Genomic DNA, 24,024 nt, shown 5'->3' with positions numbered 1-24,024 from the left:
GCGATCAGCAAATCCCTCAGCTGCGCTGCAGGCTGACCAGGAGCACGAAGCCGACGCCGCTCTTGCGGGCGGCAGGAGCTTCGATCGTCGAGCCGTTGTCGGCGCGCAGCTGCGGAACGGCCAGCACCGGGGCGGCGAGAACCATCAGGATCAGCGCGGCGCGCGGCAGGAGCCGGAGCGTCTTGATGATCTGGGTTGCGGTGCGGGTCATTGGCGTTGCTTCTCTTGGGTTTGCGTTGTTTCGTTACTTCGTCAGTGGCGGTTTGCAGGTCATTCCGTTTTCGATGGTGCAAGGCACGAGGCTGTCGATCTCCCAGGACCGCGCCGGGCGGCTGGTTTCTGCCACCAGCGTCGCGAACATGATCCCGAACAAGGCACTCAGCAGACAGACGATGGTGAACCGGCGAGCGAGCATTGGTGTCTTCCCCTTCAATGGAGCGGACTATGCCAGGCTGCGACTGAACGGGTTCTGAGACCTCCGTTCATCTTCGGTTCAAATTTATTGACGGGCCTTAATGTGTCTTCAGGGTTGTGTTTCGCCCCGCTACGCATATCTCCAGAGCATCGTTCACCAACGGAGACTGCGGAATGATCAGCCAGACATTGCCGATCGAACTCTATTACTGGCCCACGCCCAACGGCTGGAAGATCTCGATCATGCTGGAGGAACTTGGTGTTCCCTACACGGTCAAATACATCAACATCGGCAAGGGTGAGCAGTTCGAGCCGTCATTCCTCAAGATTGCGCCCAACAACCGCATGCCAGCCATTGTCGACCCTGAAGGGCCGACCGCCGACGGCAAGTGGGGTGGCGAGCCGATCTCGATCTTTGAATCCGGCGCCATCCTGCAGTATCTCGGCCGCAAGTTCGGCAAGCTTTATCCGGCCGACGAGCGCGGCCGCGCCGAGGTCGATCAGTGGCTGTTCTGGCAGGTTGGTGGCCTCGGCCCGATGGCCGGCCAGGCCCATCACTTCCGGCAGTACGCGCCGGAAAAGATCGCCTATGGCATCGACCGCTACACCAACGAGGTCAATCGCCTCTATGGCGTGATGAACAAGCGCCTCGCCGATCGTGAGTTCCTGGCCGGCGACTATTCGATCGCCGACATCGCCTCGCTCGGCTGGGTCAAGCCCTACAAGAACCAAGGCCAGGAAATCGACGACTTCCCGCATCTCAAGCGCTGGTTCGATACGCTTCTGGCCCGTCCGGCTGTCGTTCGCGGCCTGACGATCGGCGAAGACCATCGCCGCAATCTCGCCGACGACAAGGAAGCCCAGAAGGTGCTGTTCGGGCAGCGTGCGAGGGCGTGAAGGAGTGAATAGCGAGTAGCGAATGGGGGAGGCCGCGCTCAGCGTGCCTTCTCCCAATCCCTACTCACTCTTCGCTATTCCCTATTCGCTCGCTTTTACAGCTTCTTCCAGTTCTGCGTCTTGCAGATCAGGCCGCCGAGCACGCAGCCGCTCATCTTGAGCGTCGAACCGGCCACCGAAGCCTTGCCGGTATAGGTCTTGTCGTTGGCCGGGTCGGTGATCTTGCCGGCATAGGTGCCGCCATTGGCGTTGAACGTGCCGATCTTCTTGCCGGCGTGCTTGCCGTCCTTCAGCGTGATGCAGAAGCTGCCGCCGCAGGGCGCGATGGCAGCGGTCGACCCGGCTTCCGTCTTCCAGTTGCCTTCGATCGGATCGGCATAGGCCGCACCGGCCATCATCATGGTGGCCGCGATGGCCAGGCTCATCTTGCGAAGCATTGAAGTCCTCCCGGTTGAAATGTTGCTCACAGGCACTCTCCCTGCCTGACGTTTACGCAAACGTAAGCGTAATGCAGCTCTCGGCAAAACGAAAGTGGTGCCGCAGCGGAAGTTGCAAGCCTTTTTGAGAGCCCCAAAAGGCGCCACCGGCGCGGCAAAGTTCATCGATGGCGGCGGATCAATGCTTCGCGTGGTTATCAAAGACTTATCCGCGCAGCGGCAAATTTTCATCGCATTTTCTTCAAATTCCAGCCGGCGCAAGGACTCCTATCCTTAATGAATTCCGAGGTTTACCCTTTGTTTTAGGTTTGTTTTCTTCGAGTTAAGCACGCCATTTAACGGCGGATTCAAAGCTCCACGGCATCCTCAAAAGCATCGAAAGGGCAGCTCCGGGACACCAGCGAGCCGGCTCTCAGGAGACAGGCAGGGGATAAGAAAATGGCACGTTTCGAAATCTTTGAGGCTGGCTTCGGCGCGATGGGAACCACCGCTCAGGCCGACATTCTTCTCGAATTGGGCATGATGTATGCGACCGGCCGCGATTGCGAAGTCGACGTCGTTGCCGCCCACAAGTGGTTCAACATCGCCGCGATCAAGGGTTCGGCCCGCGCCGCGGCACTACGCTCCGAGCTCTCCGGCTCGATGTCCAAGCTCGACATCGTCAAGGCGCTGCGCGAAGCGCGCGAATGGATGACGATGCACTAACATCGCGTCGGCGCGAAAATCGCGTTCGATTTTCGGAAAGCACGATGCGCAGCAAACAAGTCTGCTTCCGGGGGGAAGATTGAGGTCGCCGGCATGGCGGCTTCCAACAAAAGCAACGCGACGGTTTGAAGGACAGGCCAGGCGCGCCAGGGACATGACCTCCAGCATGTTCCCATGAACTGGACAGACCGAGTTAGACAGGGCAGGCGAATGTCCGACGGGCCGAAGATGCTCGCGGCGCTCTCCACGACAAAAGCCGTGACCGATCACCATAAGATCGGCGCGGCTTTTTCGTTGTTGCTAAAATATGCTAGATTCCGTTGGCAAATTCAGCAAATGGGGGGTGGCATGCGCAGGTCTTTGCTTCGCAGTTCAACTACGCTGATACTCTTGCTTGCAGCCGATATGTCCTGGGCCCAGGATTACTATGGCAAGTTCATCGATCTTCCTATCGCATTGGAAAATCGGACCGATGCGTCGCCCAAGCCGTTCAGGATCACCAAGGCGCTCAATTTCAACGATCCGAATGGTCTAGTCTGGAGCGTGCCGGCAGGAAGCTACACCGATGGCGCCACCATTCCCTGGCTGTTCGAGCTGATCGTCGGCGACAACTATGATGGACCCTACTTCCCGGCGTCGATCGTCCATGACTACTTTTGTTGCGTGCAGACGCGGACCGCACACGATACGCACCGCAATTTCTACTATGCGATGCTGGCCAATGACACGCCATCCTGGCAGGCGTGGCTCATGTATTCGGCCGTAAGGCTCGGCGGTCCCGATTGGACGCTGACACAGCAGTCCCTAGCAAACGACGGCACCAACTGCTTCGATGAAATAGGCCCCATCATCTCACCGCTGGGCAGTTCGGGAGCAAGTCCGGCCGCGGCGCCGACGTCGGAGATGTCTTCCCGGCCGCGCAAGTTCGACATCTTCATCAAGTCCGCGGCACTGGCACAGGATCAGCGCGACAACTTCCTGGTCAGCAAGCTGATGGCGATCGCCAAGACCCTGCAGGATACGGATGGCAAGGTTCTTGATCTGACGGCGACCGGCGAAATCCCTGCGACGTTCGAAGGTGTCGAGCAGCTCAAGGCCGTGGTCGACGGGGCGACGACTTTCGCTGGCTACAGCCCCACGGAAGGTCGCACCAATTTCACCGATTTCGGTTTGCTGGTGCCGATCGAGGGTAACTCGCAGCAGGTCGTGGCCAGCGTCAAGGCACACGGTGGTCTGGTCAAGATGGGGGGTGGATGGAGCGCTGTCGAACTCAGCAATCTCGGCATTACCCAGGAGAAACTACCAACGATGTTGCCGGATACCTACCTGGTAGAGGCGGCGCAGACCAACGGCCTCAAGGGCACGGGCATCGAGTGGGCAGCGACCAGGTCGGTCGCCGAGCGGAGTCAGTGGAACAAGATCATTGAAGCGGACCGAAGCTATCAGAATTGGCTGACCTCGCCGAACGTGCTCAGGCCGCAGGGTGGCTGACACTCGCCATACTCGGCGTCAGGTGATTGGTCCGCCACCAACAGGCACAACATCCTGGCGCTGATGCGCCTAGACAATTCGCAGCGCCGGTGAAAGGTTTCCGGCGCGTTGCACGTAGGACGCGAATCCGGCATGCCAAGCGTGCTCAAGGGGAGGAATTACATGCACTTGAAAAGTTCTATCGGCGCATTGCTTGCGCTGTCGCTCAGCGCCAGCGCTGCCTACGCGCAGGACATCGGCATTGCCGTAGCCGGCCCGATGACCGGTCAGCTCGCCAATATCGGCGACCAGTTCAAGCAAGGTGCCGAGGCCGCCGTCAAGGCGATCAATGAAAAGGGTGGCGTCTTGGGCCGCCAGCTCAAGCTGTCGGTCGAAGACGATGTCTGCGATCCCAAGCAGGCGGTTTCGGTCGCCAACCGCATCGTTGCAAACGGCATCAAGTTCATCGACGGCCATGCCTGCTCGGGCTCGAGCATTCCGGCATCAGCCGTCTATGCCGAGAGCGGCGTTTTGATGATGTCGCCGGCCTCCTCGAACCCGATCCTGACCGACGATGCCGCCAAGAAGGGCTGGCCGACGATCATGCGTCTTTACACGCGTGATGACGCCCAGGGTGCCTTCATCGGCCCGTGGATCGCCGAGAAGTACAAGGGCAAGAACGTTGTCGTGCTGCACGACAAGAGCGCCTACGGCCAGGGCGTGGCCGACGCCGTCAAGGCGACGATGAATGCCGGCGGGTTGACCGAAATTCTCTACGAAGGCATCAATGCCGGTGAAAAGGATTATTCAGCACTTGTCACCAAGCTCAAGGAACTGAAGGCGGACGTCGTCTATTTCGGCGGCTACCACCCTGAAGCCGGCCTCATCCTGCGCCAGTCGGCGGAACAGAACTTCAAGTACCAGCTCATCATGCCAGACTCGATCGCCTCGCCTGAATTCTGGCAGATCGCCGGTCCGGCCGGCGAAGGAACGATGTTCGTGTTCCCTTCCGATCCGCAGGCCAAGCCCGAGGCCAAGGAAGCGGTCGAGAAGATCAAGGCCGGCGGTTTCGTGCCGGAAGGCTTCACGCTGTTCTCCTACGCCACCATCCAGGCTTTCGCGCAAGGCATTGAGCGCGCCGGCACGGATGACCCAATGAAGGTCGCCGAGGCGCTCAAGGACGGCAAGCCGATCAGCACGGTCGTCGGCGACGTCGTCTTCGACGAGAAGGGCGATCTCAAGAACGCCAGCTACGACATCAACCAGTGGCATGACGGCAAGTACGCGCCGATCAAGCAGTAAGCATCAAAGACGCTTTCAATGGCCGGGCATGTCCCGGCCATTGTCGTTTTCACGAGCTTGGCGCAAAATGACATTTTCGCACGCGGACGCCAAAATCAGGCCGTTCTGGCCGGCGCAAGCCGTGTGCGTCGCATTCAGGAGGAACCGACCATGAGCCTTCGCATCAACGACACCGCCCCGGATTTCAAAGCCGACACGACGGAAGGCCCGATCAACTTCCATGACTGGATCGGCGACGGTTATGCGGTCCTGTTTTCGCACCCCAAGGATTTCACCCCGGTCTGCACCACGGAACTCGGCTACATGGCCGGAATGAAAGCCGATTTTGCCAAGCGCAACGCCAAGATGATCGGAATTTCGGTCGATCCGGTCGAAAACCACCACAAATGGAAGGCCGACATCGAGAAGCTGTCCGGCAACAAGGTCGATTATCCGATGATCGGCGACCCGACGCTTGCGGTCGCCAAGCTCTACGACATGCTGCCGGCCAGCGCCGGCGATAGCTCGGAAGGCCGCACGCCCGCCGACAATGCAACAGTGCGTTCGGTGTTCGTCATCGGCCCCGACAAGAAGGTCAAGCTGACGCTGACCTACCCGATGTCGACTGGCCGTAACTTCGACGAGATCCTGCGCGCGCTGGATTCGATCCAGCTGACCGCCAAGTATCAGGTGGCAACGCCGGTGCAGTGGAAGCAGGGCGACGACGTCATCGTCACCGCCGCCGTGTCGGACGAAGACGCGATCAAGCGCTTCGGTTCCTTCGAGCGCGTGCTGCCTTATCTCCGCAAGACCAAGCAGCCGACCGCGAACTGATCGGTCGAAAACACATTCAGAAAAGCCGTGCCATTGGCGCGGCTTTTTTGTTTCAGCTCATGCCGACATAGCGGCCAGGGCGATGGTTGATGGCGATGATCAGGTTGAGGACCACAGCGCCGAGCACCGACAGCGCGACCTTGTCGAGTTCGATGTAAAACAGCGACACGACCAAGATGGTGAGATCGACAGCCAGCTGGAAATAGCCGGCGCGGATGCCGTAATTGTCCTGCAGGTACAGCGCCAGGATGTTGAAACCGCCAAGGCCGGCGCGATGGCGAAACAGCACCAGCAGCCCCATGCCCATCAGTCCGCCCCCGGCAATCGCCGCGTAAAACGGGTTCAGATGCTCGATGCCGATCCAGTCGGGCATTAGTTGCGACAGGACCGAAATCAGTGCCACCGCGGCGAAAGTTCGGAGCGCGAACGGCCAGCCCAGACGCTTCACGGCGAGGTAGTAGAAGGGCAGGTTGATGACGAAGAAGATGACGCCGAAGCCGTAGCCGGTGGCATATTGGACAAGCAGCGCCAGTCCCGCCGAACTGCCGGTGATCAGCCCGGCACTGGTGTAGAGGACCAGTCCGAGCGCCACCAGCATCGTCCCGGTGAGCAGGGCCAGTATGTCCTCATACTGGCGATGCGGTAGGGCATCACTGTTGCTGATGTTGGTCACTGCGCTCGCCTATGATGTTTGCTGCATTGCAGCAATACGACGCCAGCCCGAAAATCGATACAGATTTTCGGGCTGGTCTGTCATGCGCAAATCGCAATGGTCGTGCGTCAGTCCTCGAAGCGTACGAGCACCGTTCCGTCGGTGACCTGCGAACCCTCGGTCGCGATCTCGCTGATCACGCCGTCATGGGTGGCGGTGATGGTGTGCTCCATCTTCATTGCCTCGAGCACCAGCAGCGGCTGGCCTTTGGTCACCTTGTCGCCCTTGGCGGCGCGCACCAGCTTGACCAGCCCCGGCATCGGCGCGCGCATGCTCGACGTGCCTTCGCCTATCTCGGCAGCCCGTGCGAATGGATCGCTGATGGTGAAGTCGAAGGAGCGGCCGTTCTCGAACACCGTGACATGCCCCGGCCACGCCGCGACGGTTGCGCCAGCGTTCGCAGCCCCGGCAGCAAGCACGAAGGCCTCTCCGCCGTCCGGCCGAACGTCGAAGCGGCCGTCCGGCCGTGCGGTGATGTGGGCAACGATATCGACGCCGCCAAACGACAAAGTCGCCCGCCGCGCCAGAGGGTTGAAATGCGCGTAGCCGGTGAGACCGGACCACGGATCGTCTGACGCTTCCGATGCGGTCGCTCCCGTGGCCGCCAGCGCCGCGAGCGCAATGGCCCGGCTGCCTGGCGCAGCCATCGTCGTCAGCTCGTCCTGCTTGCGCCCGATCAGGCCGGTGTCGACATCGCCCGAAGCGAAGTCAGCGTCGCGGGCAAGGGCCGCAAGGAAGGCTGCATTGGTCGTCGATCCCGCCACTTCGGTGCGTGAGACGGCATCAGCCAGCGCCTCGAGCGCTGAAGCGCGGTCCGGGCCGTGCGTCACCACCTTTGCAATCATCGGATCGTAGAAAGGTGAAATCGCATCGCCCTGGCGCACGCCGGTTTCGATGCGGATCTCAGTTCCCGGAGCGGCTTCGGCCGGGAAGCTGAGATGGTGCAGCGTGCCGATCGCCGGCAGGAAGCCCTTGGCCGGATCTTCGGCGTAGAGCCGCGCTTCGAAAGCGTGGCCGTCGAGGCCGATGCCGTCCTGCGCCAGCGGCAATTCCTCGCCGGCGGCCACCCGCAACTGCCACTCGACCAGGTCGATGCCGGTCACCATCTCGGTCACCGGGTGCTCGACCTGAAGCCGCGTGTTCATCTCCATGAACCAGAAGCGGTCGGGCTTCAGCCCATCCGAGGCGTCGACGATGAATTCGATCGTGCCTGCGCCCGAATAGCCGATCGCCTTGGCGGCCTTCACCGCTGCCTCGGTCATCGCCGCGCGCAGCTCGGCCGTCATGCCGGGGGCAGGGGCTTCCTCGATCACCTTCTGGTGGCGGCGCTGGGCCGAGCAGTCACGCTCGAACAGATGCACGGCGTTGCCGAAATTGTCGCCGAACACCTGGACCTCGATGTGGCGCGGCTTGTCGACATACTTCTCGACCAGCACGCGGTCGTCGCCGAAGGCCGCCTTGGCCTCGCGCCGCGCGCCAGACAGCGCATCGGCGAAATCGTCGGGATGGTCGACGCGGCGCATGCCCTTGCCGCCGCCGCCGGCCCGCGCCTTGATCAGCACGGGGTAGCCGATCTCGCGCGCCTTGGTGGCGAGTATGACGATTTCCTGCGCTTCGCCGTGATAGCCGGGAACAACCGGCACGCCGGCCTTTTCCATCAGCCTCTTGGCCGCGTCCTTGAGGCCCATGGCGCGGATCGAATCCGCCGACGGCCCGATGAAGACGAGGCCCGCCTGCGTCACCTGGTCGACGAAGCCGGGGTTCTCGGAGAGGAAGCCGTATCCGGGATGGATGGCTTGAGCGCCCGTCGCCTTGGCCGCCGCGATGATGACGTCGCCGCGCAGGTAGCTCTCGGCCACCGGCGAGCCACCGATATGCACGGCTTCGTCGGCCATGGATACATGCAGCGCACGCGCGTCTGCGTCCGAGTAAACCGCAACCGTCTTCACGCCCATCTTGCGGGCGGTGTGGATGACGCGGCATGCGATCTCGCCGCGATTGGCGATGAGGATTTTCGAAAACATGGCTTGATCCCCCATCACATCCTGAACACGCCGAACTTCGTGTCGGCGACCGGCGCGTTGAGCGCGGCAGACAGGCTGAGCGCCAGCACCTCGCGCGTCTTCGCCGGGTCGATGATGCCGTCGTCCCAGAGGCGCGCCGACGAATAGAGCGGGTGTCCCTCGCGTTCGTATTTTTCGAGGATGGGCGCGCGGAATTCGGCTTCCTCCTCCTTCGACCAGCTGCCGCCCTTGCGCTCGATGCCCTCGCGCTTGACCATGGCGAGCACGGTCGCGGCCTGCTCGCCGCCCATCACCGAGATGCGGGCGTTCGGCCACATCCACAGGAAACGCGGCGAGTAGGCGCGGCCGCACATGCCGTAATTGCCGGCGCCGAACGATCCGCCGATGATGATTGTCACTTTCGGCACCTGCGCGGTTGCCACCGCCGTCACCAGCTTGGCGCCGTCCTTGGCGATGCCGCCGGCTTCGTATTTCGCTCCCACCATGAAGCCGGTGATATTCTGCAAAAACACCAGCGGGATCTTCCTCTGGCAGCACAGCTCGATGAAATGCGCGCCCTTCAACGCGCTCTCGGAAAACAGCACGCCATTGTTGGCGATGATGCCGACCGGCATGCCGTGGATATGGGCGAAGCCGGTCACCAGCGTCGTGCCATAGTTCTGCTTGAACTCGTCGAACTCGGAGCCATCGACGGTGCGAGCGATCACCTCGCGCACGTCATAGGGCTGGCGCAGGTCGGCGGGGATGACGCCATAGACCTCTTCCGGCGCATGAACAGGCGGAATCGATTTCTTCAGGACCAACCCGATGTCCTTCTTCCGATTCAGGTTTTTGACGATGCGCCTGACGATCGCCAGCGCATGTTCGTCGTCCACCGCATAGTGGTCGGCCACACCCGAGACGCGCGTATGCAGGTCGGCACCGCCGAGTTCTTCGGCACTCACATCCTCGCCAGTTGCGGCCTTCACCAGTGGCGGGCCGGCGAGGAAGATGGTCGCCTGGTTGCGCACCATGACGGTCTCGTCCGACATCGCCGGCACATAGGCACCGCCCGCCGTGCACGAACCCATGACGCAGGCGATCTGCGGAATGCCCGCCGCCGACATGTTGGCCTGGTTGAAGAAGATGCGGCCGAAATGGTCGCGGTCGGGAAACACCTCGTCCTGGTTGGGCAGGTTCGCGCCGCCGGAATCGACGAGGTAGATGCAAGGCAGATTGTTCTGCAGCGCGATCTCCTGCGCCCGCAGGTGCTTCTTCACCGTCAGCGGATAATAGGTCCCGCCCTTCACGGTGGCGTCGTTGACCACGACCATCACCTCGGTGCCCTCGACCCGGCCGACGCCGGCGATCACGCCGGCCGATGCGATGTCGCCGCCATAGAGCCCCCAGGCGGCGAACTGGCCGACCTCGAGGAAGGGCGAGCCTGCGTCGAGCAGCTGCGCCAGCCTCTCCCTTGGCAGGAGCTTGCCGCGCGAGGCATGCCGCTTGCGCGCCTCCTCCGAACCTCCGCGCTCCACCGTTGTCGCCTTTTCGCTGATGTCAGCCACCAGCGTTCGCAGGCGCGCGGCATTGGCCTTGAAGCTTTCGGAAGAGGGGGAGAGCTGGGAATGAAGCGTCGGCATTTTTCCTCTTGGAGTGATGCCCATGCGCAGTCGCGCCCAAGGCGCGAAGCAGTCATGGTGGGTGGCGAATCTAACGCACTAGCCTCGTAATTTCCGCGAAGTCCAGACGTCGGTGTCTTGCTGTCGAGCCATCTCCGCTCTGCATCGCTTCTCAGCGTATGACCTCAATCTTGCAGCCGACATCGAGGTCGGCCCATTTCCTGTCGGCGGTTACAGCCGTTCGTTCCGTCAGTATCGCCAGCGCCAGGCAGGCCCGATCGCCCAGCGACAGGCCCTTGTGGCGCGTCGATGCGCGCAGGTGCCCCGCGACCAGCGCCAGGTGTTGGTCGAACGACACCACGTCAAGACGAAGGTTTTCGTATTGCTCCCGCACGTCACCTTCGTCGTAGCCCTTGTCGATCAACTTCGAAATGACCTCGGTGACGTTGACCGCGCAGATCACGCTCTTGTCGACCAGCTCATGCACGCGGTCGGCTCCGGGCTCGTGCAGCATGGCGGCCAGCACAGCCGAAGCGTCGAGCACGATCACTCTTCACCCCACATCGCGCGGCGCTCGGCGAGGAACTCGTCGACGACGCTCTCGCCCGGCTTCTTGTACTTGGCCATCTCCTCCTGGACCCGGGTGAGGGCCATCCGGTGCGAGATCAGCCTGAGTTCTCCGTTCTCGACGTGGGCGACGAGGTCGTCGCCGGGCTTGATGCCCATTTCCTCGCGCATGGCAGCGGGGATGACGACACGGCCGCCATCGCCCACGTGCAGGCGCTCGAACTTCGGCGGCTTGCGCAGCAACTCGTCCCTGATCCTGGAGCTGTATGGCTTCTGTGGCTCCTCGGCGAAGCCCTTCGGTGTCTCTGGCTCAGTCATGGCATGAACCTCGATCTGTGGCAGAAAGAGCGATTGTGCCATGAATGGCAATTTGCGGCAAATTGCAGCCAGAGGCGCTGCGAAAACCTCTGATTGTCTTGGCTTGCTAACGTTGCGGAATGCGTGTATTTGCCCGCTCCCGATTGGCCGAGCCGCTGGCTCGTTCGCGGGTTCCGCAACCTGTCCTCTAGGAGACGACCGATGAGACGCATCGATATGCGCCTGGCATTCCGTCTCCCTTCGGCAAAAGGCTGAGGCCGCCGAAGGGCGGCACTTTCACACCTTGAATTCACCGAAGTTGCAGGGGAGCGCGCCGCCGTCGAGGCCGCGCGGTTGTCATCATGTATGTGCGTTTCGTTACGCCACTCATCCACCCGAACAGCGGGGTGGAGGCCGGCTTCTTCCGGGCGTCCTGGTATCTCTACAGGACCGGCTGTCCGGACTGGATCCATGCCGAACTGGGCGAGCAGTTCGACTGGTTCAATGAGCATTTGCCGATACCCGGCAGGATCGGTCGCCACTTCAAGCGGCGTAACTCGATCTGGGGCATCTGCTGGTTCGACCCGGACACTGCCGAGGCCATCAGCCGTGCGCGCTACTGCGCCTGGCTGATTAGCGAGGGCGGCCTGCCGGTGCGGACAATCAAGACCGCCGGTCAGCGCGAGGTCATCTGGCGCGACGCCCATCAGATCGTGTCGAAGCCGACCGCCGATCTGCCAAGGGCATTCCAGTGACCGGGCGGGAGGCGTCATGCGCCTTCCGCCATGATCTCGCGGCCGATCAGCCAGCGCCTGATCTCGCTGGTGCCGGCGCCGATCTCGTAGAGCTTGGCGTCGCGCAGCAGCCGGCCGGTGGGATAGTCGTTGATGTAGCCGTTGCCGCCGAGCAATTGCAGCGCATCGAGCGCCATCTGCGTTGCCTTCTCCGCCGCAAACAGAACGCAGCCGGCGGCGTCCTTGCGCGTCGTCTGGCCGCGGTCGCAGGCAGCCGCCACGGCATAGACATAGGCGCGCGCGGCGTTCATCGTCGAATACATGTCGGCGAGCTTGCCCTGCACCAGTTGGAATTCGCCGATCGGCTGGCCAAACTGCTTGCGGTCGTGCACGTAAGGCACCGCCACGTCCATGCACGCCGCCATGATGCCGATCGGCCCGCCGGCCAGCACCACGCGCTCGTAGTCGAGGCCCGACATCAGCACTTCGACGCCGCGGCCTTCCTCATGCAGCACGTTCTCGAACGGCACCTCGACATTCTCGAACACCAACTCGCCGGTGTTGGAGCCGCGCATGCCGAGCTTGTCGAGCTTCTGCGCCACCGAAAAACCCTTCATCGTCTTTTCGATGATGAAGGCGGTGATGCCGCGCGATTTGCGGTCTGGATCGGTCTTGCCATAGACCACCAGCGTGTCAGCGTCGGGGCCGTTGGTGATCCACATCTTGGAGCCGTTGAGCACATAGACGTCGTTGCGCTTTTCGGCCCTGAGGCGCAGCGACACGACGTCGGAGCCCGAGCCGCTTTCCGACATGGCGAGTGCGCCGACATTTTCGCCCGAGCACAGCCTAGGCAGGTATTTCGCCTTCTGCTCAGCCGTGCCCCAGCGCTTGATCTGGTTGACGCACAGGTTCGAATGCGCGCCATAGGACAGGCCGACAGAGGCCGAGGCGCGGGAGATTTCCTCGACGGCGACGACATGGGCGACATAGCCCATTTCCGAGCCGCCATACTCGCCTTCGGCGGTGATGCCGAGCAGACCGAGCGCCCCGAGTTCCTGCCACAGATGCGCGGGGAACTCGTTTGAGCGGTCGATGTCGGCCGCGATCGGCGCGATACGCTCCTGGGCGAAGCGCCGGACCATCTCGCGCAGGCTGTCTATGTCCTCACCGAGCCCGAAGTTCAGCGTCTTGTCGTACATGGCGGTCCTCCGCATTGGTCTTGGCGCCGGTCAGGCGCATCGTCATGGCAAGGTAGGTCGCGGTCACTTCGTCGACCGACAGTCTCTCATCGGGACGAAACCAGACGATGACGCCCGTGATCATCTGGATGATCGCCATCGCCGTCAGCCCGGTGTCGTCGACTTCCAGCAGGCCGGCGTCCGCGCCGTCACGCAGGATGGTCCTGAGCTCCTTTTCGTAGGCCGTGCGGAGCTTGAGGATGCTGGTCAGATTATCGCGCGAAAGGCTGCGCAACTCCATGTTGGAGACATGGGTGGCGTGGCGGCGTTCGACGTGGAAACGGATGTGGTTGGCGACAAAGCTGGTCAGCCGCGCCACCGGATCGTCATTGGCGGGGCGGGCGTTTTCCCAGGTGGTGGCCAGCTCTTCCATGTGCTCGCGCATCAGCGAGTGGAGCAGGTCTTCCTTGTTCGGAAAATAGCGGTACAGCGCAGCAGCCTGGACACCGACTTCCGCCGCCAACTGGCGCATCGTCACGGCCTCATAGCCATGACGCGCGATCAGCTGCACGGCCGCGTCGCGTATCGCCGCTTCCGTCCTGCCTCCGTCCGAACCAGCAGTTCGCGCCATTCAGCCATTCCTCCTGAATGGCCAAATTAATAAAACGAACGTTTAATTAATTCAAGTGGCGTCCGTGAACTCGTTGTGGACTGGGCCTGATGCGGCTCAGTCGCTGCGGAAGGCGCGGCTGGCCTGGTCGGTCAGCGGCTTGAACAGATAGGAAAGCACCGTACGGTCCGTGGTCTTGAGAAACACTTCCGCCGGCATGCCGGGCTTGAGCTCCGGCTTGCCCGCCTGTTCCAGGCTCTTGGCCGATAGCACGATGCGCACGCCATAGTAGGCGACGCCGGCCTTCGGATCCTCGATCATGTCGGGTGAAATGCGGTCGACAGTGCCTTCCACTTCGGGCGTGGTCTGCTGGTTGAACGCCGAGAGCCTCAGCGTCGCCGGCTGGCCGATGCTGACTTGGTCGATGTCCTGGGGCGCAATTCTGGCCTCCACCACCAGCGCGTCCGCTGTCGGCACGATCTGCATGATCGCTTCGCCAGGGGTGACGACGCCGCCGACGGTATGAATGGCAAGCTGGTGGACGCGGCCGGCTTGCGGCGCTCGGATGTCGATCTGCTTCAGCGACTGATCCGCGGCGACCTGTCGTTCCCTGAGCTCGCCTGCCTTGGCGTCGATCTCGCGCAGTTCGCTCGCCACCTGGCTGCGCATGTCCTGGTCGATCTGGATGATCGCCAGTTCAGTCTCGCTGATCCGGCCACGTGTTTGGGCCGCTGCTGCAGTCAGCTGTCCGACCTCGCCGTCGAGCTGCGCCTGCGCGCGCTGGCGGTCCGCCAGTCGGGAGAGGGGCACCAGCTTCTTCTTCCATAGCTCCTGCATGCCCTCGAGCTCGACCTTGATGAGGGCGATCTCCTGGTGCTTGCTCTTCTGCTGGGCCTCGATGCCGGAGATTTCCTCGCTGAACTGGGCGATGCGCTCGCGCAGCTGCGATACCTGTCCATCGCGTGCCTGCCGCCTGAGCGAAAACACCTTGTTTTCGCCTTCGATCAGCTGGCCGATTTCTGGATCGGACGCGCGTGCCGTCAATTCCGCGGGGTAGACGACCGTGTCGGCACCGTCGCGTTCGGCCGTCAGGCGTGCCTGTCGCGCAAAAAGCTCGTCCAGGCCATTGTCGACGATGGCGAGATTGGCCTTGGCGACGGTGTCGTCCAGCCTGACCAGCACTTCTCCCGCCGAAACGACGCTGCCATTGTGCACGTTCAATGCGCCGACCACGCCGCCCTGAGGGTGCTGGACTGCCTTGACGTTCGAATCGACAACCAGATGCCCTGCCGCGACCACGGCACCCGACAGGCTGCTTGTCCCAGCCCACAGGCCGAGCCCGCCGACCAATGCCAGCGCGGCAATGCCGCCCAGCCGTATGTTTCGCCTGATGGCATGGCGCAGCTTCAGCTGTTGCGGCGATGCGCCTTCGATCGGCGCGGCGCCCTTGTCGAGCAGCGCAAGCGCCTGTCTCTTCACGGAAGTCGCAAGATCCCGCGCTGTCTTCAGCCGGTCTGCCGCGGAATGGGTCGTCACTAGTGTCATCGTCAGCCCGCCGTTCCCACCGCATGCAGCGGCACTGGCACTGGTTGCAGCGCCTGCCGCGCAATGTCGCTCTTCAGGCCAAAGGCCTGCTGCCTGCCGCCGCCGAGGACCAGCAGATGGTCCAGTGCCGCGAGCGCGCTTGGCCGGTGCGCCACCACGATGACGATGCCGCCACGCGCCTTGATGCGTTCGATGGCCTGGGTCAGCGCCTGGTCGCCGGCTGCGTCGAGGTTGGAATTGGGTTCGTCGAGAACGACGAGGAACGGGTCGCGGTAGAGCGCACGCGCCAGCGCCACGCGCTGACGCTGCCCGGCCGAAAGGGCAGCGCCGCTTTCGCCGATCTCGGTCTGGTAGCCTTCGGGCAGGCGCAGGATCATGTCATGCACGCCGGCTGCTTTCGCCGCTGCGATGATCGTCTCGGATGGCGCTTCGTCCTCGAAGCGCGAGATGTTCTGGCCGACGGTTCCGGCGAACAGCTCGACATCCTGCGGCAGGTAGCCGATGTGGCGACCGAGCGACTGCGCCGGCCATTGCTCGAGCGCTGCGCCGTCAAGCCTGATCTTGCCCCGTGTCAGCGGCCACACCCCTACGAGTGCGCGCGCCAGCGAGGATTTGCCCGAGCCGCTCGGCCCGATCACGCCCATTCCGGATCCGGCCTTGAGCGACAGTTCGACGTCCTGCACCACCAGCCGCCGGCCACCAGGCGCGACGACACTGACACCTTGCACCGCCAGCTCGGCGGTAGGCGCCGGAAGCTCCATGCCGCCGTTCTCAGCGGGCATGGCGGCGAACAGATCGTCCAGGCGGCGCCAGCTCTGGCGGGCATTGAGGAAGCCCTTCCAATGGGCAATGGCAAGTTCGATCGGCGCCAGCGCGCGTGAAGTCAGGATCGAGCTGGCAATGATGATTCCAGGCGTCGCCTGCTGGTAGATGACAAGGTAGGCGCCGAGCGCCAGTACCATCGACTGCAGCATCATGCGCAGGATGCGCGACAAGGCGCCAAAACCACTGGTCAGGTCGCTGGCGCGCTCCTGCGCCTCGCGAAAATCGCTGTTGGCCTTGTTCCAGCGCGTCGCTAGCCGGTCGCTCATGCCCATCGCGGCCAGCACCTCGGCATTGCGCGCGCTCGACTGCGCGATGGCGCTTCTTCTCGTGCTGAAGCCCGACATCGCCTTGGTCGGCCCGCGCACCAGGCGGTCGGTCAGAACCGTCAGCGCAACAAGCAATACCGCGCCGATGAGGGCCGCGAAGCCGATCCAGGGGTGAAAGAGAAAACAGATGCCGACATAAAGCGGCATCCATGGCAGGTCGAACAGCGCGGCCGGTCCTGCGCCCGAGAGGAAGCCGCTGACCTGGTCGAGGTCGCGCAGCGCCTGCAGTCCTTCGCCGCGGTCGCGTGTGCGCAGCGGCAGGCGGGTTATGCAATTGAAAACGCGATTGCTGATGGTTTCGTCGATGCCGGCGCCGATCCGCGTCAGCACGCGGGCCCGTACCGTTTCGAGCACGCCCTGGAAGGCGTAGAGCACCGCCACCAGGATGATCAGCGCCACAAGCGTTGGCACGCTGCGGCTCGGCAGCACGCGGTCATAGACCTGCAGCATGAACAGCGAGCCGGACAGCATCAGCACGTTGATCAGGCCGCTGAAGCCGGCAACGGCGACGAAGGCGCCCTTGAACGAATGCAGCGCCTTGAAAAGCTCTGACGTGCGGTTCAGGTCAGTGGACGGTTGAGTCAGGGTCATTCCCCTCGATGGCGGTCAATTGATTGACTGCAATGCGGCGGGCCTCGTCGAAACGGGCCCGCCTTTTTTGGTGTCGCAAGAAATCAGGCGACGACGTCGGCGTTCTGATGGCCCGAATGTGCTGCCATCTGTGACAGTATCTTGGCGACCGCTAGCTGGGCAGCGTCGCCCGCATCGGCAACGACGTGGCCATCCGTGGGCAGGTGCGCCTGCAATGCCGCGACAACGTGGTCGATGGCCTGCTGTACGTGGCCGCCGTCGACGATGTCGTTGACATGGTCGGCATTCACATGAGCCGCCACCTTCGAGCTGAAGTTGAAGTGGTCGCCGTCGAGCGTCACCGACTTCTTGGCAGCGCTGTCGGCGGAGCCGGCAACTTCATGGGCGCCGCGTGTGCCCTGGTCCTGGCCGACATGGTCCATCTTCTTGAAGAAGTCGGCGAGCCAGCCATTCGCGGTGCGGCCGCCAGCGCTATCGCCGCCAGTGGTGTTGCCGGTATCGCTGTTGTCGGCGACGTCGACAGTTTTTGTCGGTGTCGTCGGTGCGGCCGCGCCTGTGTCTTCGGCAGAGGCCGTGGCCGCAAGCGTGCCAGACTTCATCACCGGGTCGACCAGATCCTTCTTGACGTTCTTCGTGCCGATCGTCGCGGTCTGCGTCGATGTCGCGATGTTGGCGCCCGAGAAGGTGACCGTGTAGGTGCCTGGCTTCAGCACTAGGTCGTAGCCGCCGGCGGCGGACGTCGTGGTCTTGAATGTCTGGCCTGCCGAGTTCTTGGCGGTCACCGTGACAGCGCCTAGTCCTTCGCCCGGATCGTAGAAACGGTCGCCATCCTTGTCGTCGAAGGCGACGCCGGTCAGGAACAGGTCGGAACCCGTCTTGGCGAAATCTTCGGTGACGAAGGCGGATGAACGGCCCTTGTAGTCGCCAACTTCGAAGCCAAGCCCGACTTCGCGGAAGTTCGGGTTGAGGATGTTGGCCCGGTGACCCGAGGAATTCATCAGGTTGGTGTGAAGCAGCTTCACTTCGTCGACATAGCCTGTCGGCGCGCGGGTGGTCGCCCAGGCGATGTTCTCGCCAGTCGCCCAGGAGCCGCTGAGCGTGTAGCCAGCCGCCTTCATGCGCGTCGTCGGCGAGGTACCGCCGGAACCTGTGTGTGAAAAGACATCCGCCGAAAGCATCCACTTGTCGTGGTTTTCGGCGGCTTCGCTCAGGTCATTGTCGAATGCGAGAGGCTGGGCGCCTGCTTTGGCGCGCTCCGCATTGATGAGCTCAAGCAGATACTGCTCGTTGGCACTATGTTGCGGCATAGGGTATCCCCGATTTGGTTCTTGATTGGTGTTGAACCCCCTGTGTCCCCGTCCGCCCGACATCCGGCCTAGGCAGGAACTGTGTTGATGATGCGGCGTCGAAATGAATAAATTAGGATATACGCATATATCCTCGCGCAGGCATACGCTGCGGCGATTCCACTGCCTACCGACGGTTGAAAATGCCTGTTGCGCTCAGGCGCCGCGGGCGGCAGAGATCGCCTTCGGCAACTCTTCGGTGAAGATGTCGAGCTCGTGGTCGAGACCGACGCTCACCCGGATGCAGCGGTCGAGCACCGGCGCCATCGGCTTGCGGATGAAGACATCACGCTCGAGCATGTTGCGCATCACCGCAAGCGCAAACGCCGCGTCGCCACCGCAGTCGATGGTGACGAAGTTTGTCGCCGACGGCAGCGGCTTCAGCCCGTTGTCACTGGCGATCTTGGCGATTCGCCTGCGTCCGGCATCCACCTTGGCAACGACCTCGGCGAGATAAGCCTGATCGGCAAGCGCTTCCTCGCCCGCGATCTGCGCCATCCGGCTGACGCCGTAGTGGTTGCGCACCTTCTCGAAACTCGCGATCACCTCGGCGTCGCCAAATGTATAGCCGCAACGGATGCCGGCAAGCCCATAGGCCTTGGAGAAGGTGCGCATGCGCACGACATTGGGCCTGGAAATGTCGACCGGCGGCAGTGCCGAAGCCGGTGCGGTCTCACCATAGGCTTCGTCGAGCACCAGCATCGTCGTTTCCGGCAGCGCTTCGACGAAGCGCAGGATCTCGTCTGCTTCCCACCAGCTGCCCATCGGATTGTCGGGGTTGGACAGATAGACGATCGGCGCGTTCTCGCGCTTCACCGCGTCGAGCAGGCCCTGAAGGTCTTCCTTGTCGTTGCGGAACGGCACCGGCACCAGCCGGGCACCGACACTGGCGACATGGAAATTGAAGGTCGGATAGGCGCCGAGTGAGGTCACGACAGGCGTGCCTTCAGTCGCATACATGCGAACGACAAGGTTCAGCAGGCCATCGATGCCTTCGCCGACCACCACATTGCCGACGTCGAGCCCGAGGTGACGCGCCAATGCGACCTTGAGATCGTAGTTGTCCGGATCGCAGTACTTCCACATCTCGGCAGCTGCCTCGGCCATCCGTGCGATCACCCGTGGCGAAGGTCCGAAACCGCTCTCATTGGCGCCGATGCGGGCGCGAAACGGCGCGCCGCGATCGCGCTCCTGTGCCTCCGGGCCGACAAACGGCACGGTGACCGGCAGGGCGTTGATGACGGGGGTGAGGGCAGGGCGGTTGGTCATGGCAGCATACTCAATGGCGTCATCCGTCCCGAACCGGACACGGAAATCTCTAGTGCATGACCCCGAATCGAAATCGATTTTCGGAAAGGATCATGCACCGTTTCAAAGTGCTACAGCGTCCTTTGCGCGTCCAATTGGACGCGCGGCGCTGTAGGAATTCGCCTATACGACAAAAGAGGGCACGCTTGCATGCGGTTTGTCGCAGCAGGCTGGTGCTACCAACGCCACCGGGACGAAGCCCCGACGGCTTTCAGTTGATTCCGGCCTGGGTGCTTGCGGCCCGCGTTCAATGGTTCACGTCGCCTGATGTCAGTGCCGTTCCAGCACCACCACGCAGCGGTCGAGATCGTTGGTGGCGAGATGCGCATAGCGCATCGTCATCGACAGCGTCTGGTGTCCGAGCCACATCTGCACGCGCCGGATGTCGATGCCACCCTGGACCAGGCGTGAAGCGCAGGTGTGGCGCAGAATGTGCGGCACGACCTGATCATCGGCGCCGAGGCCGACTTCCGCCTTGGCTTCGTTCCAGATCGCCCGGAATTGCGGCTGCGTCAGCATGGCGAACGGTCCTTTCGGACGCGGGGCGCGATCAGCCGGCCACTTGACCGTTTCTCTGGCCCGTCCTGTCAGCGGAATCGTTCGGCTGCGTCCGGATTTGGTGATCCAGAAGCTGACACGGGTGTCTTGGATGTCGTTCCAGATCAGCCCGATCGCCTCGCCGAGGCGGCATCCGGTGTCGACCAGGAATACCGACAAGCGATAGGAATCTTCACTCTTGGCCTTGATGGCAGCAAAAAGCCGGTCCTCTTCCTCGAGTTCGAGAAAACGGATTCGCCCCGCCCGCTCCTTCTGGCGGCGGAACTCGGGCAGGCTGTGAACATCTCCCATCTTATAGGCCTTGCGCAGCAGTTTGCTCAAAGCGGCCATCTTTCGATTGATGGTCGCGTTGCTGTTACCGCGTTGGCGCAGGGAGCCTATCAGGCCGTCGAGTGTCTCCTGGGAGAATGCGCTGAAGCGTTCGCCTAGTAGAATCTCGTCGATCTCACCAATAAAGGAGCTGACATTGTATTTGTGCTTACCGTCGTCCCATAAAATGTCTTTGTAAGATATAAAAAGGTCTATGACCCTAAATGACTTTACTTCTTTAATGGTATTGAAGCTGTAAGTTACCTTGCAATCAGTCATCAGGGCGGCTGAGTGGTGGCCGCTCAAAATATCGTCCTTTGAAGTTGCTTTCTTCATAACACCTCAGCAACCCCCGGCGCGGAAGATACAGCCGTGGTTTGCGGAGGCAAGGGATAACGTAAACAGGATAGCGAGATCGCGCCTTGATGCGGACGGCAATGTTGTCCTCGGCTCGCTTTCGCTCGTTTTTACAGCGCCGTGCTCTCCCTTGCTGGTTCAATTCCCAGCGTCTTGCGCTGGTAGAAAAACGGCCCGGACCTCTTGCGAAGCCCGGGCCACCTTATTGCTTACGACGTCAGTCGATTAGAACGATGCGTCGAGGCGGAGGAAGCCGTTGAACGAGCCATCAGCGCCTGCAGCTTCGAAGGTCTCGCCATCGTCGTAGTTGAGAGCGAGCTTGGCCGTGAGGTTCTCGACGATCGTGTAGTCGATAACCGCACCAACCGTCCAATCGTTGAAGCCGATTTCGGTTGTGGTGTTGGCCAGGAAGTTACCAGCGTGGCTGTCAGCGAAGTACTGGCCGCCGAAGCCGACAGTCAGCTTGTCGTTAACGGCGTACTTCAGGTAGCCGCCTACCGACCACTCGTAGCCGGCATAGAAGTTAGACAGGCCGAACCAGGTAGCGCCCGACTCGTAAGCTGCGAGCAGCTCGAGCGTCAGAGCGTCGGTCGCCTTGACCTTGGCGATAGCCTTGAGGGCGAACTCCGAGAAGCGATCATCGTAGCCGGCGAACAGGTCAACCGAACCCCAGCCCTGAGCGATCGAGACCTTGCCGGTGATGAGCGGCACGTAGTCGAAGTTGTTGTCTTCTTCTTCCAGGCCGACCGAAACCGCGATGCCGTTGCCGGCGTCGAAGGTGTAGCGGATCTGCTGAATGAAGTCGCCGCCGCCGGCATCGAACTCACCCGACAGGTCGCCGTCGAACAGGGTGTCGTTACGACCGACCATCAGGCCGCCGAGTTCGAAGTAAGCATAGCGAACCGAGAAGGTGCTTGAGTCAGCCGCGTAGCCAATGGGCTGCAGAGCGGTGTTGTAGAGGGTCTCGCCGCCGTTGTTCGAGCCCTGGAACTCGATATAGCGCTTGAACGTGCCGTATTCGGTTTCCGAACGGGCATCGAACTTCAGGCGGAACAGGGCGGTTTTGCGCCAGCCATCATCGGCTTCGCTATCCCAGTCGATCTGGTAACGAACGAGGCCGCCGATCTTGAGGCAGGTCTCGGTGCCGGGGATGTAGTAGAAGCCCGCGCCGTAAACGTCGCAGATGCGGACGTATTCCATTGGTTCCGGCTCAGCGACGACGACAGCGTCGGCCGCACGAGCGCCGGAGACTGCGAGCAGAGCCGCAGCGGAGCCGAGAAGAAGGCTCTTAATGTTCATTTTCTGACCTCCAGTCAGAATCGCGACTGAAGAACGAGAAATGGGTCCGCAAAGCCGCAATGAACGGCACGTACAGCCCGTCGGCGATGCCTCAAGCGATTGAAATGGTTGGAGGTTCAGCGGTTTTTGAAAGGAGGTGGCGTTGGGCTGGCGGAGAGGATGGGATTCGAACCCACGAGAAGCTTTTGACCTCTACTCCCTTAGCAGGGGAGCGCCTTCGACCACTCGGCCACCTCTCCGTTGCGCCGCTGGATAAAGAAAAGGAGCGGCACAATCAACAAGTCATTCCACATATGGGCGGGAAAAAGCATCGCCTGGTGATCTCGATGAACGAATCGTCCGCCCAACTGGGCTCCCGGGGAATCGGATCACCCACGATTCTGCGGCACGAGAACTCAAGCGCGGGCCGCACCAGGCGCAAAAGCTGCGCTCGAACGGCGCCATTTCTTAATGACTTCTTTATGGGGGGTATCAAATCGTGTCATTTGTGCAACATGGCCCGGCGATAGAGCGTCTGGACGGCCTCGCCGATTGTGTTGGTTGTTGAACCGCAGCGGCGCATGGGTAATGTCGGGGTCGAAGAGGGAGCGCGGTGCGCATCTTTTTCAAACGGGGATGGGGCAGGGAACGCTGTCCTTCAGCAAAAAATACCCAGACCCTCTTTTGAAACTTTTGACTGGAGGTCAGAAAATGAACATTAAGAGCCTTCTTCTCGGCTCCGCTGCGGCTCTGCTCGCAGTCTCCGGCGCTCGTGCGGCCGACGCTGTCGTCGTCGCTGAGCCGGAACCAATGGAATACGTCCGCATCTGCGACGTTTACGGCGCGGGCTTCTACTACATCCCCGGCACCGAGACCTGCCTGCAGATCGGCGGCCTCGTTCGTTACCAGATCAACTTCGATGAAGATGATGAAGGCTTCCGCAAGCAGTCGCTCGCTCGCGTTCATCTCGATGCGCGCTCGGAGACCGAATACGGCACGTTCCGCCGCTATATCCAGCTTCAGGCCGATATCAACAACGCCGAAGCTGGTTATGGTGAAGGCTACGACGAAGCTGGACGTGGCAATGCATTCCTGCGTCAGGCCTATTTCGAACTCGGCGGTCTGCTGGTCGGCTTCACCGACACTCTCTGGGATGGCGACATCTCCGGTGAGTTCGATGCCGCTGGTGGCACTCGCGTGAACCAGATCCGTTACACCTTCGACGCCGGCAACGGCATCTCGGTGTCGGTTGGCCTGGAAGAAGAGTCGAACGATTTCGACTACGTTCCGCTCCTGGTCGGTAAGGTTTCGATCGCCCAGGGTTGGGGCTCGGTCGATATCTTCGCAGGCTATGACGACTTCTACAGCGAGTTTGCTCTGAAGGGTATTGCCAAGATCAAGGCTACCGATGCGCTCACCGTCGAGCTCATCGCAACATACGAGTCTGGCTCGACCTACTTCAGCAACGGCGACCCGTATCTTGGTTCCGAATGGTCGCTCGGCGGTTACCTGAAGTACCAGGTCAACGACAAGCTGACGGTTGGTGCTGGTGGTCAGTACTTTGCTGACCTGACGGCCAACAACGTCAAGAGCAGCATCGATGCTTACGCAATCGGCGCCGTCATTGACTACAAGGTCGTCGAGAACCTGAGCGCTAAGCTGGCTCTGAATTACGAGGACAGCAACCTCCCGGCGGATGACGGCAATTTCTCCGGCTTCCTGCGTCTCGACGCTTCGTTCTAATCGGCTCACCAGCTGATTTAGGAAAACCCGGCGGGCAACCGCCGGGTTTTTTGTTTGATGAAATGTTAGCAGCATTG

The 24,024-nt window shown here is 61.9% G+C and carries 23 protein-coding genes and 1 tRNA gene; 8 read left to right on the top strand and 16 right to left on the bottom strand.

Going from position 1 to position 24,024, the window contains the following annotated elements:
- Window positions 1-16: 16 nt before the first annotated feature.
- Window positions 17-211 (bottom strand): hypothetical protein, encoded by a 195-nt coding sequence (locus tag J1C56_RS06690; RefSeq protein WP_214387236.1) that lies wholly within the window; start codon window positions 209-211, stop codon window positions 17-19.
- Here J1C56_RS06690 and J1C56_RS06685 point away from each other — a divergent pair.
- Both J1C56_RS06685 and J1C56_RS06680 read left to right on the top strand, forming a co-directional pair.
- Window positions 186-473 carry a hypothetical protein gene (locus J1C56_RS06685; protein ID WP_214387234.1) on the top strand — a complete coding sequence of 96 codons (288 nt, stop codon included), beginning with the start codon at window positions 186-188 and terminating at the stop codon, window positions 471-473. The genes J1C56_RS06690 and J1C56_RS06685 overlap by 26 nt on opposite strands.
- Window positions 474-588: 115 nt before the next feature.
- Entirely contained in the window at window positions 589-1,311 is a 723-nt protein-coding gene (locus tag J1C56_RS06680) for a glutathione S-transferase family protein (RefSeq protein ID WP_214387232.1), read from the top strand.
- Between the two features lie 95 nt (window positions 1,312-1,406).
- Here the strand turns inward: J1C56_RS06680 and J1C56_RS06675 are convergent, their stop codons facing one another.
- A complete protein-coding gene (locus tag J1C56_RS06675) occupies window positions 1,407-1,748 on the bottom strand; it encodes a DUF2147 domain-containing protein (RefSeq protein WP_214387230.1) in 342 nt (113 codons plus the stop codon).
- Between the two features lie 438 nt (window positions 1,749-2,186).
- Between J1C56_RS06675 and J1C56_RS06670 the strand changes: the two genes are divergently transcribed.
- The 4 genes from J1C56_RS06670 (at window position 2,187) to J1C56_RS06655 (ending at window position 6,038) form a co-directional block, all read left to right on the top strand.
- The gene (locus J1C56_RS06670) at window positions 2,187-2,453 is read left to right on the top strand and encodes an SEL1-like repeat protein (RefSeq protein ID WP_214387228.1); all 267 of its coding nucleotides are present in this window, start codon (window positions 2,187-2,189) and stop codon (window positions 2,451-2,453) included.
- Window positions 2,454-2,663: 210 nt separating this feature from the next.
- Window positions 2,664-3,944: a DUF1353 domain-containing protein gene (locus J1C56_RS06665; RefSeq protein ID WP_214387226.1), complete on the top strand. Its 1,281-nt coding sequence runs from the start codon at window positions 2,664-2,666 to the stop codon at window positions 3,942-3,944.
- A 162-nt stretch (window positions 3,945-4,106) separates the two neighbouring features.
- Window positions 4,107-5,225: a branched-chain amino acid ABC transporter substrate-binding protein gene (locus tag J1C56_RS06660; RefSeq protein WP_214387224.1), complete on the top strand. Its 1,119-nt coding sequence runs from the start codon at window positions 4,107-4,109 to the stop codon at window positions 5,223-5,225.
- 150 nt (window positions 5,226-5,375) lie between these two features.
- Complete coding sequence (locus J1C56_RS06655; RefSeq protein ID WP_214387222.1) at window positions 5,376-6,038, top strand: peroxiredoxin; 663 nt, start codon at window positions 5,376-5,378, stop codon at window positions 6,036-6,038.
- Window positions 6,039-6,090: 52 nt separating this feature from the next.
- Here the strand turns inward: J1C56_RS06655 and J1C56_RS06650 are convergent, their stop codons facing one another.
- The 5 genes from J1C56_RS06650 to J1C56_RS06630 form a co-directional block, all read right to left on the bottom strand.
- Window positions 6,091-6,711 carry a YitT family protein gene (locus J1C56_RS06650; RefSeq protein ID WP_214387220.1) on the bottom strand — a complete coding sequence of 207 codons (621 nt, stop codon included), beginning with the start codon at window positions 6,709-6,711 and terminating at the stop codon, window positions 6,091-6,093.
- A 107-nt stretch (window positions 6,712-6,818) separates the two neighbouring features.
- The gene (locus tag J1C56_RS06645; protein ID WP_214387218.1) at window positions 6,819-8,774 is read right to left on the bottom strand and encodes an acetyl/propionyl/methylcrotonyl-CoA carboxylase subunit alpha; all 1,956 of its coding nucleotides are present in this window, start codon (window positions 8,772-8,774) and stop codon (window positions 6,819-6,821) included.
- A 14-nt stretch (window positions 8,775-8,788) separates the two neighbouring features.
- Window positions 8,789-10,396 carry a carboxyl transferase domain-containing protein gene (locus J1C56_RS06640; RefSeq protein ID WP_214387216.1) on the bottom strand — a complete coding sequence of 536 codons (1,608 nt, stop codon included), beginning with the start codon at window positions 10,394-10,396 and terminating at the stop codon, window positions 8,789-8,791.
- 151 nt (window positions 10,397-10,547) lie between these two features.
- Window positions 10,548-10,925, bottom strand: a complete 378-nt coding sequence (locus tag J1C56_RS06635; RefSeq protein WP_338001408.1) for a type II toxin-antitoxin system VapC family toxin — start codon at window positions 10,923-10,925, stop codon at window positions 10,548-10,550.
- Window positions 10,922-11,260 carry an AbrB/MazE/SpoVT family DNA-binding domain-containing protein gene (locus tag J1C56_RS06630; protein ID WP_214387214.1) on the bottom strand — a complete coding sequence of 113 codons (339 nt, stop codon included), beginning with the start codon at window positions 11,258-11,260 and terminating at the stop codon, window positions 10,922-10,924. The genes J1C56_RS06635 and J1C56_RS06630 overlap by 4 nt, the downstream gene beginning before the upstream one ends.
- A gap of 341 nt (window positions 11,261-11,601) precedes the next feature.
- Here J1C56_RS06630 and J1C56_RS06625 point away from each other — a divergent pair, with 341 nt between their 5' ends.
- Window positions 11,602-11,994: a hypothetical protein gene (locus J1C56_RS06625; RefSeq protein WP_214387213.1), complete on the top strand. Its 393-nt coding sequence runs from the start codon at window positions 11,602-11,604 to the stop codon at window positions 11,992-11,994.
- Window positions 11,995-12,008: 14 nt separating this feature from the next.
- Here J1C56_RS06625 and J1C56_RS06620 read toward each other — a convergent pair whose 3' ends face one another.
- The 9 genes from J1C56_RS06620 to J1C56_RS06580 all read right to left on the bottom strand — a co-directional run bounded on the left by J1C56_RS06620 (window position 12,009) and on the right by J1C56_RS06580 (window position 22,464).
- Window positions 12,009-13,172, bottom strand: coding sequence for an isovaleryl-CoA dehydrogenase (locus tag J1C56_RS06620; protein ID WP_214387212.1), 1,164 nt, complete (start codon window positions 13,170-13,172; stop codon window positions 12,009-12,011).
- Window positions 13,138-13,782: a TetR/AcrR family transcriptional regulator gene (locus tag J1C56_RS06615; RefSeq protein ID WP_214387210.1), complete on the bottom strand. Its 645-nt coding sequence runs from the start codon at window positions 13,780-13,782 to the stop codon at window positions 13,138-13,140. The genes J1C56_RS06620 and J1C56_RS06615 overlap by 35 nt, the downstream gene beginning before the upstream one ends.
- A 96-nt stretch (window positions 13,783-13,878) precedes the next feature.
- Window positions 13,879-15,240 (bottom strand): HlyD family type I secretion periplasmic adaptor subunit, encoded by a 1,362-nt coding sequence (locus J1C56_RS06610; RefSeq protein ID WP_338001407.1) that lies wholly within the window; start codon window positions 15,238-15,240, stop codon window positions 13,879-13,881.
- 68 nt (window positions 15,241-15,308) lie between these two features.
- Window positions 15,309-17,048 carry a type I secretion system permease/ATPase gene (locus J1C56_RS06605; protein WP_214387206.1) on the bottom strand — a complete coding sequence of 580 codons (1,740 nt, stop codon included), beginning with the start codon at window positions 17,046-17,048 and terminating at the stop codon, window positions 15,309-15,311.
- Window positions 17,049-17,131: 83 nt separating this feature from the next.
- The gene (locus J1C56_RS06600; RefSeq protein ID WP_214387204.1) at window positions 17,132-18,355 is read right to left on the bottom strand and encodes a CAP domain-containing protein; all 1,224 of its coding nucleotides are present in this window, start codon (window positions 18,353-18,355) and stop codon (window positions 17,132-17,134) included.
- Between the two features lie 195 nt (window positions 18,356-18,550).
- On the bottom strand, window positions 18,551-19,663 hold the full coding sequence (locus J1C56_RS06595) for a pyridoxal phosphate-dependent aminotransferase (RefSeq protein WP_214387202.1): 1,113 nt from the start codon (window positions 19,661-19,663) through the stop codon (window positions 18,551-18,553).
- Window positions 19,664-19,972: 309 nt separating this feature from the next.
- Window positions 19,973-20,848, bottom strand: coding sequence for a tyrosine-type recombinase/integrase (locus J1C56_RS06590; RefSeq protein ID WP_246591251.1), 876 nt, complete (start codon window positions 20,846-20,848; stop codon window positions 19,973-19,975).
- Window positions 20,849-21,151: 303 nt separating this feature from the next.
- The gene (locus J1C56_RS06585) at window positions 21,152-22,225 is read right to left on the bottom strand and encodes a porin (RefSeq protein WP_214387200.1); all 1,074 of its coding nucleotides are present in this window, start codon (window positions 22,223-22,225) and stop codon (window positions 21,152-21,154) included.
- A gap of 148 nt (window positions 22,226-22,373) precedes the next feature.
- Window positions 22,374-22,464: transfer RNA gene (locus tag J1C56_RS06580), tRNA-Ser, on the bottom strand.
- Between the two features lie 451 nt (window positions 22,465-22,915).
- Here J1C56_RS06580 and J1C56_RS06575 point away from each other — a divergent pair.
- Window positions 22,916-23,947, top strand: coding sequence for a porin (locus tag J1C56_RS06575; protein WP_214388264.1), 1,032 nt, complete (start codon window positions 22,916-22,918; stop codon window positions 23,945-23,947).
- Window positions 23,948-24,024 lie beyond the last annotated feature (77 nt).

The sequence above is a fragment of the Aminobacter anthyllidis genome (assembly GCF_018555685.1).
GTDB classification, from domain to species: Bacteria; Pseudomonadota; Alphaproteobacteria; order Rhizobiales; family Rhizobiaceae; genus Aminobacter; species Aminobacter anthyllidis.
Note: the sequence above shows the minus strand (reverse complement) of the source record. Positions and strands in the feature narration are given on the sequence as shown.